Genomic DNA, 9,181 nt, shown 5'->3' on the forward strand with positions numbered 1-9,181 from the left:
ATTACCTACCTTCTTAATCTGAAAAATATCATTCTAATTATATTACTAACATAATTTATAACAAATTTAAATTCTCTCTTTTTATAATAAAATATTAAATAAATTAATAATGATATAAATAATCCCACTATTAAATTTATCATAAATCCTATTAAATCAACTCTAAAATAAAACCTCTGAAACAAACTAATTATAAAAATCGATAAAAAAAATGATAAAAAATGATTCAAGATTGTATATATATAATATCTAATTTTTTTATTAAATCCATATTTAAATACAACATGTAACTCCCACCATAATACTACCGTTAAAGATGATATAATATTAGATAGTAGTACCCCTACTAACCCTAGTTTCATATATATTAATAAGTATACCGAAACAGATATATTAACTATAATTTCAGCTATCGCTTTCCACCTAACATACCATGATAAACCTAGTGCAGATAAAAAAACTAAGGCAGATTTTCTATACATATCAATAGCTAATTTAATAATAATCAATAAAACAATTGTATTACTTAATAAAAATGATTCTCCTGCCCATAAATTAATAAAGGGTTGTATTATAGCTAATAATAGAGTAGATGCAAAATAAGTAAAAGTAAAGTTAATGAAATTGTGCTTTTTAAATATCTCATACGTTTTTTTATAATTATTTTCAATTCCTAAATTTCCTATGCTAGAAGTTACTGAAGAAACAATTTGTGTTACTAAGTTAACTATATTTGTAGTTATTAAAGAATAATTGGAATATATTCCTAATGAAGATAAACTTACAAATGAACTAATTAAAATATTATCCGAACTTACAACTATTACCGAAGATATTCTAGTAGCAATATTGCCTAAAGTATTTTTCTTTAGTTCTTCTTTAGTTTTATCTGACAGTCCCACTACATTATTATTATTTAGAAATTTATAGCTTTTATTTACCTTTTTTGAAAGTCTGATATTGCCAAACAATGTTGCTAATATCTGAAAAATTAAAAATAAAATATAACTATTAGTGAAATACAGTGTAACTATTTGAATTATAGTTAATCCAACCTGAAAGTAGAAATCATTTAAAATAGGTATGTAGTTTTTTTGATCTGCATTTAATAAACTTCTATTATACGTAAACATATATGAACAAACCGAATTTAGTAAAAATAAAATAAAAATCAGGTGTACTTTTTCTACTTTCGTCTCTGTTCCAATAATAATATTCAAAAAAGGAAGTAACCCTATACCGATTATCGCTACTACACCAGCTACACCTAAATATATTTTTTTGTATAATCTCATTAATGAATTAACTTTATCATACTCTTGTCTTGCCAATGGAGAATATAATGAATAAACTATTGCATTTCCAATGCCCAACTCAGCTAGAGATAACATTGATAAAATACTTGTAAATAACCCATTTAATCCAAGATACTCTTTTCCTAACTTATAAATAAATACTGTTCGAATTATAAATTGCAGTATCATTTTAAATAAATATATTATTGTAGAAACAGATGAGTTGATAGCTGTTGCTTTTATTCTATTATTCATTTAGTCCCTCTTTTTTCTTTTAAAAAACTAATTTTTATAGTTTAACTCACTAGTGGTGCACAGAAAACATTTTATAATTAACAGAATTATCTAAAAATAATAATTCCTCAAATTTTTTTAAAAACAAGTGCTGGCGCAGAGGACGACCTTTTTCCAGAAATTTTTATCCATTATTCAACTAAAGCAACAACGCCGTTGAAATAATCAACTACTCGAACGAAATTGGTCGAACCACTGATTCGCAGGCTCAAATCTTAGATAGTGAAAGGCCCTTTTCAACTGAAAGAGGGTGGCAGCCGTGTTCCATTCCATCTTGAATAAATACGTAAGCAACGTCGCAATCAAGGTCAGAATCACTTGATTAATCGCTCCTTGTTCACTTTGTGAGTACAGTTGTTTGATGGTCAAATTTTGTTTAATGTGTTTGAAAAACAATTCCATTTGCCATCTTGCTTGGTACATATCGCGGTATTTGTCAATATAGTTGTCGTATCTTTCTTTCAATTCATTCAAAAGAAAAACCTCCTTACAGTCGGTAAGCCTCGTCATCGAATAGGGCAAGAAAAGCTTTTTCCCCTATTCGATGACGAGGGTTATCTGGGTTTTTTCTGGTGGCATCTGAAAGAGATGCTTAATTTTGTTTTTCTCTTTCTTTTAAAGGATTCAAAGCCACCGATTGATGAGGCGACCAATTACGAATGCCTTTTGACCAACGCTCAGGGTGTCGTTTTTTCGCACATTCATAGACCTGTTTCCGTTTCTCTAAAATAGCGATATGTCGGCCTTCATGGCACTCAGCAGGTGAGACAAATTTAATCCCACTGTGAAGATGAGCGTGGTTGTACCAATCCACAAACGTATGTGTCCATTCTCGTGCATCATCCAGTGTTTTAAAACCATGATCCGGGTATTCCGGTCGATATTTTAACGTACGAAAAACCGCTTCAGAATAGGGATTATCATTGCTCACTCGTGGCCTTGAATAGGAACTTTGAATACCTAATTTTTCTAATAATACTTGGAACGTTGCCGCTTTCATTGGGCTACCATTATCCGAATGTAAAACTAGTGGTTGCCCTTGAATTTGTTCTTTTATAACCGTTTGCTGAATCAATTGTTCGGCATACCGCGCTTCTTCTGTTTCCCAAATTTCCCAACCGACCATTTTCCGGCTAAATAAATCGATGATTAAATACAATCGGTAAAACAGTCCTTTTACCGGCCCTTTTAACCAAGTGATATCCCAGGTCCAAACTTCATTCGGGCGACTCGCTAAGTGGCTCGGAGCCAACCATTTTTTGTGGCGCTTGACTTCGCCCACGATGGTTTTGCATTTTTTCTTCTCGCAACACACGATAGATGCTTGATTCGGACGCAATGTAAATGGCTTGATCAGCTAATTTCGGAACAATTTGACTCGGTGGTAAATTCATAAATTCTTTTTTTGAAACCACTCGTAAAGTCTCTGCGCGTTCTTCTTTCGTCAACTTATTTTTCGGCGTAGGGCGTTCCGCCAAAGGTCGTTGGTCTTCTTTTACTTGTCCTTCTGCCGTCCATCGTTCGTACGTCCGCACACTGAGGTTTAATTCTTCGCAAGCTCTGGCTAAACGCGCGCCATTGCGATTGGCTTCTTGAATGAGCGCGACTGCTTGTCTGCGGTCTGAGGTAGGAATCATTCTTCCTCGAGGTCCCCCCAGATCGCTTGTGCTTTTTTTCTTAATAATAAGAGAGCCGCGGCTTCTGCTAAAGCTTTTTCTTTTTTTCGTAGCTCTTTTTCTAATTGTCGCGCTTGTTTCTTTTCTTCTTTTAACTCGATAGAAAGAGCCTTCGTGCGGTTTTCTTCTTGGGTGTTCGCCGAAAGACAAGTTTTTTTCCATGCCTCAATTTGCTCTTTAAATAAGCCTTTTTTCCGGCAATAGGCTGCTAATTCTGCTTGATTCATGGGGAAGGTTTCCATGACGATTAAGAACTTATCTTCACTTGACCATTTTTCAGTATGCTTTTTCCCTCCTGGTGTCGCTTTCCCTTGCATCCGCGCTTTTTTACGCCAAGAATAAAGTGTTGCTTCAGGAACGCCTAATTCTTCACTTAATTGTCGCACACCTTCATTTTTAGGGGGCATCATTCGTTGAATGGTCGTGGCTTTAAATTCATCTGTATAACGATCGTTCTTTTTATTTGTCATGGTAATCATCCCCCGTATAGTTTTTATTATAACTTATTTTTCTATACGACATCTATCCTAACATAGGGGGCTAGTACCTATTAATATATTTTTACTTAAGTAAATTTAAATAGTATGTCAAATTCATTATCTTTGTCCCTATAATTGGTTCATAACTGGCTCTAATACTTTCACCTGATGATTTAATAAAATATCCATATTTAGGTAATATATTATTATCATTAGTAAAAAATAGCTTATTTTTATAACTTAGTTTATCAAACTCTTCAAGATCACTTTCCTCAAATCCATTTTGATTATTATACTTAATAATCAAATTATTTAAATTAACTCTTTTTTTCCTCTTATCCCATTTTTCTTTAGCTTCTATTTCATTATCATAGTGTAAAAAATGAATTTCGACGTCTTCTAATAATCCAATAGGATAATTAGTTGATTTGCTTAACTCGCCCGAAATAAAGTACTTTGAATTTTCAATTTTAATAAATACTAAATCCATATTAAGATATTTTTCTAAATCTGATAAAAACTTAATATAGTCCTTGCTCATGATAAATAAACCTATGGTCATAGAATTATATGGTAAATTATATGACTGATAAACGGTCCCTCCCCAACAGTTATTAGAAATGATTGTGAAATCAGTATTTATCAAAAGTTTACGTCTTTGATTCTTAAAAAATAAAATATATATTCTTCTGAATTTTAATCTTATTATCTCTATATAGTTCCTAAATCCCATTTAATTCTCCTCACACTAACCACTATATGCGATCAATAAAACTTTCCCATTGATAGCATATTCTTTTAACATTTAATTTTTCTCTTACCTTTATTGATTCTTTAGTTAATTCTTTAGCAAATTCTTTATCATCAATAATCTGAATAATTTTTTTTGATAGCTCTGTCGTATCATTTACTGGTACCAATAAACCATTAATTCCATCTTCTATGATCTCTCTAGGCCCTCCTATTGGACAATCCGTAGCTATTACGGGTATGCCAATTGCCATCATTTCAATTAAAACATTGGGCATCCCTTCATAGTTGGACGATAAAACAAATAACTTAGCATCTGAAACTTTACTTAACACATCTGGTATTGCGTTATTAATAAATACTTTTTCATATACATTTAATTTTCGGGCTAAATTTTCTAGTTCAAGTTTTAGGGGACCATTTCCATAAATGTGTAGTTCAGTATTAGGAAAAAGATCAATTACTTTGGCAAAAGCTTTAATAAGTAAAGCATGATTTTTTTGTTCAACTAATCTTCCAATCGAAACAATCTTATTAACACTTTTTTTTCTTGCAGGCAACATTGGATTTAGAGGGTTATGTATAATGGTTGATTTATGTTGAATTTTTTTTGAAAAATACATTTTTGCATCTTGGGTTTGAAATACATATCCATCTGCACTAGGAAAATTATATATAGTATCTCTTAATATTCTCCATATCCTACTTGTAGGATCTAAATAAGGATTATTTCTTTCTGATACTATAAGTTTAGATCTTAATCCTATATTTGCAATTATTGACGTGATATTAGGTTCTGTGATAAAAGAAATAATTTTCTCAATTTTTTTATCTTTAAATTTCTTTCTGAGATAAAATATCTGTTGGATTTTCTTAATAAGTTTAAATTTACTCCATATTTTTTGAGGGACAATTAATTCTATAGATTCATCTAAAGAAAAACTATATGTTGGATTATCTGACATTATTATCATTTTCACAACATAACCATGCTTTGAAAACTCGTTAGCTAATACTGTGATTACTCGTTCAGCTCCTCCTGGAGTTAAATCATGCGATACAAAAGCAATCTTCTTATCATCGTTTAAATTAATCACTTTTCAATTTCCCTTCAAAAGCTTTCAAGTAAATATTTTCAAGTTCTTTAACACAATCCTTAATAGAGTATCCTTTTTCTTTCACTAGTTTAAAAGCCTCATGCCTATCTGTCGTTGCTTGTGCCCCTAGCATAGCATTACTCCATTCTTTAGTTGAATAATCTTTTACAAAAATAGAGTTTCCTAATAAATCTGTTTCTTTCGTAAACGCTTGAGATACAATTTGCCTTACCCCGTTTGCTTGAGCTTCTATACTAATTACAGGAAATGCTTCCCATTTTGATGGCATCACTAGAAAATCAGCTACATTTAATAATTGGCTTACATCATCTCTTATACCTAAAAAAAGAACATTTTTTAAACCTAGATTGTCTTTGAGTTCTAATAAATGCTCTCTTTTATTCCCATCACCTACAATTAATAAATATCTTGAAACACCGTTATTTCTTATTTCTAGTTCTTTAAATGATTCTAGTAATATTTCTTGGTTCTTTTGTTCACTTAAAGCCCCTACATTAATGTAAACTATATCAGAATTAGAAATATTAAACTCCCGCCTGTATTGATCTCTAATAATTGCATTAAATTCAAAATTATCAATTGAAATTCCATTCTTAATTACCGTAAAATCGAGTGGGCCATATAATTTCTCTCCTGCACAAGAAGAGGCAGATAATCTAGCATCAACTAAACTTGATAAAAAAAGTTTAAAAATCTTATTAAATAACGGATAATCGTTTTTTGTATTATGCACGTGTATAATTATTTTAGTTTTCGAAAAAATAAACGGGAATATATCAATAAGCATTGTTGCACTATTTCCATGAACGTGAACAATATCATATTTTTCTTTTTTTGAAAGACGAATTAACATATAAATATAGTTTAAAAAATTTTTTTTTCGATTTTTCGCTATATAGTATTTAGCTTCCCTTGCATCAAACTCTTTTTTTATACCTTCAGCTATTTTTTTATCTCCGACAAATGAATAAGAAATATTATCATTTATAGAATTTCTATAATAATTCATAATTACGGATGTCATTCCATGATAAGTAAATGGATTAGTGTTGATTATTAGTACTTTCAATATATTTAATTCACTCACTTCCGAATTATTTTATGTTAAGTATTTCTTTGTTTTACTTAAAGAGAAATATTTCCCAAAGTATAAGTCCCACTCATCTGGTTTAAAAGGAGTATTTCCTCCAAAATGATAAAAGGTTAACTCTCCAAATTTCACTTCTCCTTCATATTCATACAAGTCAACTCTCACCATAGGAAATGGTTCCGACAGCTTTCTAGCGACTTCAAGCATTTCATCAAATGTTTTTGGTTTTTTTAATGTTTCATCCCAGACATGTCCATTATATACAGGTAACAAATTCCAATCCAAATCAAAAAAAGAAAACTTAACATCTTTTTCTCGTTCACTTGCTACATATAAAAACTCTGGTTTTCCATAAAAACAAAAAAATTTATAATCATTGGGATACTTTCCCCCTTCGAAATCTAAGAGTTTTTCTGCTAGAATACCTTGTTTTTGCTCATAGTATACCCACTCTTTAGTTAGATGTGAGAAATCATTCTTCATACTTTTTTCTAGTGATTTCACAATTTTTTTTTCATCAATTATCGCTTTATCTCTAACCAAAATAACATCACCTGTCCCTGCAACTGGCTTAAGAACAAATGAATTAGGTAATTCATTAAATTCTATATCTGAAGGAGATTCCCAATAGCCATAGTCAGAAATCAGATATTCCTCTCCTATCTTTTCCTTAACAAAATCACGTACTTCCCATTTATTTGAAGCTTTTCTGGCAAGTTCATTTCGATAATTTAATTTCAGCCATGCTATTTGCTCTGAATAGTACTTTGGATTATCTAAATTTAAATTTCGTTTATATATTTTTTTATACGCGAATTTAAGATAACGTTCATCACTCATCCAATCCATTAACCCTAATCTAGCTGGAATATAATATAACTTTTCTGGCTTAGTCATGATTTTATTAAATATATTAACAATTTTCATATCTTATCTCCCATCATTTTAGCCACCTATTTACTATTTTTTTATCAACTCTAATACTTCATTTGTGTATTCTCCGAAAGCCGTTCCTTGATCAAATTCATGTAACCACAAGCTAGGCTCTCGCAAGTTTATTTCAACAATCTTTGGAATGTTATTTTGATTAATAGTCACATCCCACGCAACTATTCTATGATAAGGTAATTTTTTATGACTCTTTTTTATAAATGAAGTAATTTCACTCCAGTTAGGAGTCTCTAGAGATGAAAATCTAGTATTTAACTGCTCCTCTGTATAGTTATTTCCAAATTCATCTCTGGCCTGATTAGAAGTAATTCCGTTTTTATCAATCGTTATAAATTTTCCGCCTTTATGAGCATTATCGTATTTACTACCCTTTTTACCAAACCGAACAATTGCTCCTAAGATTATTGTTTCACCAGTTTTAGCCCTATATGTAGTAAAACGTAAAGTATTAATGCTAGACTGACTAAATAGATTCATTGTCTTCGACTGCTTAATTACTGGTTGAATTAAGAAATCCTTTATTCCACTCTCATGAATAGCGTGAATAGAAAAATTACGTTTATAATTGTCAAAAAATTTAACATCTTTTCCACTAGATAAACCTCCTAACCCAACCTTAAGAACTAAATTGTCGTGTTCATTTGCTATTGATTCTGTTTCAGCAATCGAAATATTTTGTAAATCATCTAAATATAACTGATTATTGATAGATTTAAATAAAATTATTACAGTATCATCCCCAAATTTTAATGGCAAAAAAATTTTATCTTCATCCGCAGCAACTACTAGTTGATTATTAAGTTTTTTTTCAACATATCCATGGAATAAATAATATGGAAAAGCTAACACATTAATTATTCCTAAAGTATTTTTTATTAGCTCTGCATCATGAACAATCACAACTCTTCCAATAACTTCTTTTCCAACGATTCAGCGGCGGATAGTTTAAAACAAGATCCTTTGTTTTCTCAGGTTTTGAACTCACCGCTTCTCAACCAACTCTTTCGCGTTTTATTAATCAAAAAGAGGAACAAGACAATCACTACGTTCATCAATTAATGACTCGTTTAAGTGAATTACTTTTAACTGAAACCAATCAAAGACAAGTCATTGTAGATATTGACTCTACCCATTCGGATACGTTTGGTAAGCAGGAAGATAGCGATTATAACGGACATTACAAAACCAATGGCTATCACCCCCTTCTTGCTTTCGAACAACAAACAGGCGCTTTATTAGGTGCTCAGTTACGACCTGGAAATCACTATACTTCAAGAGATTCAGAAATGTTTCTTGCGCCTATTTTGTATTCGTTCGCTACTCAAGAAATGGAATGTTTGGTTCGTGGGGATAGTGGTTTCGCTAAACCAGAAATTTATGAACTGTGTGAACAAACCAATACGAAATTTATCATTCGATTGAAAACAAGCCAGAAATTAAAAAAAATAGCGGAACACCTCGTTTTGTATAGTGATGAGACAGATTTCACCTCAGAAGAAGTCCAATGGTTTTCTATCCATTATCAAGC

At 31.1% G+C, this 9,181-nt stretch carries 11 protein-coding genes; 1 reads left to right on the plus strand and 10 read right to left on the minus strand.

Annotation, left to right across the window (positions count from 1 at the left end; genetic code table 11):
• Positions 1-5: 5 nt before the first annotated feature.
• From JOD14_RS07070 to JOD14_RS07115, 10 genes are all read right to left on the minus strand, one after another.
• Positions 6-1,550 carry a lipopolysaccharide biosynthesis protein gene (locus JOD14_RS07070; RefSeq protein ID WP_204654139.1) on the minus strand — a complete coding sequence of 515 codons (1,545 nt, stop codon included), beginning with the start codon at positions 1,548-1,550 and terminating at the stop codon, positions 6-8.
• A gap of 204 nt (positions 1,551-1,754) precedes the next feature.
• Positions 1,755-2,063, minus strand: a complete 309-nt coding sequence (locus JOD14_RS07075) for a transposase (protein ID WP_239576127.1) — start codon at positions 2,061-2,063, stop codon at positions 1,755-1,757.
• A gap of 118 nt (positions 2,064-2,181) precedes the next feature.
• A complete protein-coding gene (locus JOD14_RS07080; protein ID WP_338031678.1) occupies positions 2,182-2,871 on the minus strand; it encodes an IS3 family transposase in 690 nt (229 codons plus the stop codon).
• Positions 2,807-3,226, minus strand: a complete 420-nt coding sequence (locus JOD14_RS13535; RefSeq protein WP_204654141.1) for a COG3415 family protein — start codon at positions 3,224-3,226, stop codon at positions 2,807-2,809. The genes JOD14_RS07080 and JOD14_RS13535 overlap by 65 nt, the downstream gene beginning before the upstream one ends.
• Entirely contained in the window at positions 3,223-3,735 is a 513-nt protein-coding gene (locus tag JOD14_RS07090; protein ID WP_204654142.1) for a transposase, read from the minus strand. Before JOD14_RS07090 ends, JOD14_RS13535 begins: the two co-directional genes overlap by 4 nt.
• A 91-nt stretch (positions 3,736-3,826) precedes the next feature.
• Positions 3,827-4,477 carry a DUF1919 domain-containing protein gene (locus JOD14_RS07095; RefSeq protein WP_204654143.1) on the minus strand — a complete coding sequence of 217 codons (651 nt, stop codon included), beginning with the start codon at positions 4,475-4,477 and terminating at the stop codon, positions 3,827-3,829.
• A gap of 22 nt (positions 4,478-4,499) precedes the next feature.
• Complete coding sequence (locus tag JOD14_RS13540; RefSeq protein ID WP_204654144.1) at positions 4,500-5,591, minus strand: glycosyltransferase; 1,092 nt, start codon at positions 5,589-5,591, stop codon at positions 4,500-4,502.
• Positions 5,584-6,621 carry a glycosyltransferase gene (locus JOD14_RS07105; protein WP_204654145.1) on the minus strand — a complete coding sequence of 346 codons (1,038 nt, stop codon included), beginning with the start codon at positions 6,619-6,621 and terminating at the stop codon, positions 5,584-5,586. Before JOD14_RS07105 ends, JOD14_RS13540 begins: the two co-directional genes overlap by 8 nt.
• A 90-nt stretch (positions 6,622-6,711) precedes the next feature.
• Positions 6,712-7,629 carry an ATP-grasp fold amidoligase family protein gene (locus JOD14_RS07110; protein WP_204654146.1) on the minus strand — a complete coding sequence of 306 codons (918 nt, stop codon included), beginning with the start codon at positions 7,627-7,629 and terminating at the stop codon, positions 6,712-6,714.
• 33 nt (positions 7,630-7,662) lie between these two features.
• On the minus strand, positions 7,663-8,553 hold the full coding sequence (locus tag JOD14_RS07115; protein WP_204654147.1) for a sugar-transfer associated ATP-grasp domain-containing protein: 891 nt from the start codon (positions 8,551-8,553) through the stop codon (positions 7,663-7,665).
• A gap of 113 nt (positions 8,554-8,666) precedes the next feature.
• Between JOD14_RS07115 and JOD14_RS07120 the strand changes: the two genes are divergently transcribed.
• A partial coding sequence (locus JOD14_RS07120; protein ID WP_204654150.1) for a transposase occupies positions 8,667-9,181 on the plus strand: 515 nt, incomplete at its 3' end.

This window comes from Enterococcus lemanii, from assembly GCF_016909125.1.
GTDB classification, from domain to species: Bacteria; Bacillota; Bacilli; order Lactobacillales; family Enterococcaceae; genus Enterococcus_I; species Enterococcus_I lemanii.

What these genes read in the sequence shown, in the direction of transcription:
- JOD14_RS07110 (WP_204654146.1), bottom strand. Translation starts at nt 7,629, where the DNA reads ATGAAAATTGTTAATATATTTAATAAAATCATGACTAAGCCAGAAAAG.
- JOD14_RS07105 (WP_204654145.1), bottom strand. Translation starts at nt 6,621, where the DNA reads ATGAATTATTATAGAAATTCTATAAATGATAATATTTCTTATTCATTT.
- JOD14_RS13535 (WP_204654141.1), bottom strand. Translation starts at nt 3,226, where the DNA reads ATGATTCCTACCTCAGACCGCAGACAAGCAGTCGCGCTCATTCAAGAA.
- JOD14_RS07070 (WP_204654139.1), bottom strand. Translation starts at nt 1,550, where the DNA reads ATGAATAATAGAATAAAAGCAACAGCTATCAACTCATCTGTTTCTACA.
- JOD14_RS07095 (WP_204654143.1), bottom strand. Translation starts at nt 4,477, where the DNA reads ATGGGATTTAGGAACTATATAGAGATAATAAGATTAAAATTCAGAAGA.
- JOD14_RS07090 (WP_204654142.1), bottom strand. Translation starts at nt 3,735, where the DNA reads ATGACAAATAAAAAGAACGATCGTTATACAGATGAATTTAAAGCCACG.